General features: G+C 44.9%; 1 protein-coding gene. It reads right to left on the reverse strand.

The window, feature by feature from the left end:
- Window positions 1–303 (reverse strand): IS30 family transposase (locus ACTQ54_RS12470; protein WP_441757261.1); only part of this gene is annotated, 303 nt, incomplete at both ends.

The following is a 303-nucleotide window of genomic DNA, read 5'->3' on the forward strand; positions in this document are numbered from 1 at the left end:
ATCCCTGCTGCTTCGACCTCAGCGTAACAAGCAAATTCTTTCCCGCGATCTGAGGTGAAGGTCTTTAAAGCCTCTTTTGGTAAGCTTTCTCTCAGTTCTTCAATCGCAGTATGCATAGAAATTTTAGAGCGATTCGGCATGGGTAAAGCAATATATAGACGGCTTTTGCGTTCTGAAAAGGTCGCTAAACAGCCTTTACTCTGACCTCGGGAAGAAACAACCGTGTCGAGTTCCCAATGCCCGAACTCTTGTCTATTCTTCACAGTTTTGGACCGCTGCGAAATCGAAGTACCGATATTAAAC

The sequence above is a fragment of the Fundicoccus sp. Sow4_H7 genome, from assembly GCF_052115865.1.
In the GTDB taxonomy this organism is placed as follows: Bacteria; Bacillota; Bacilli; order Lactobacillales; family Aerococcaceae; genus Fundicoccus_A.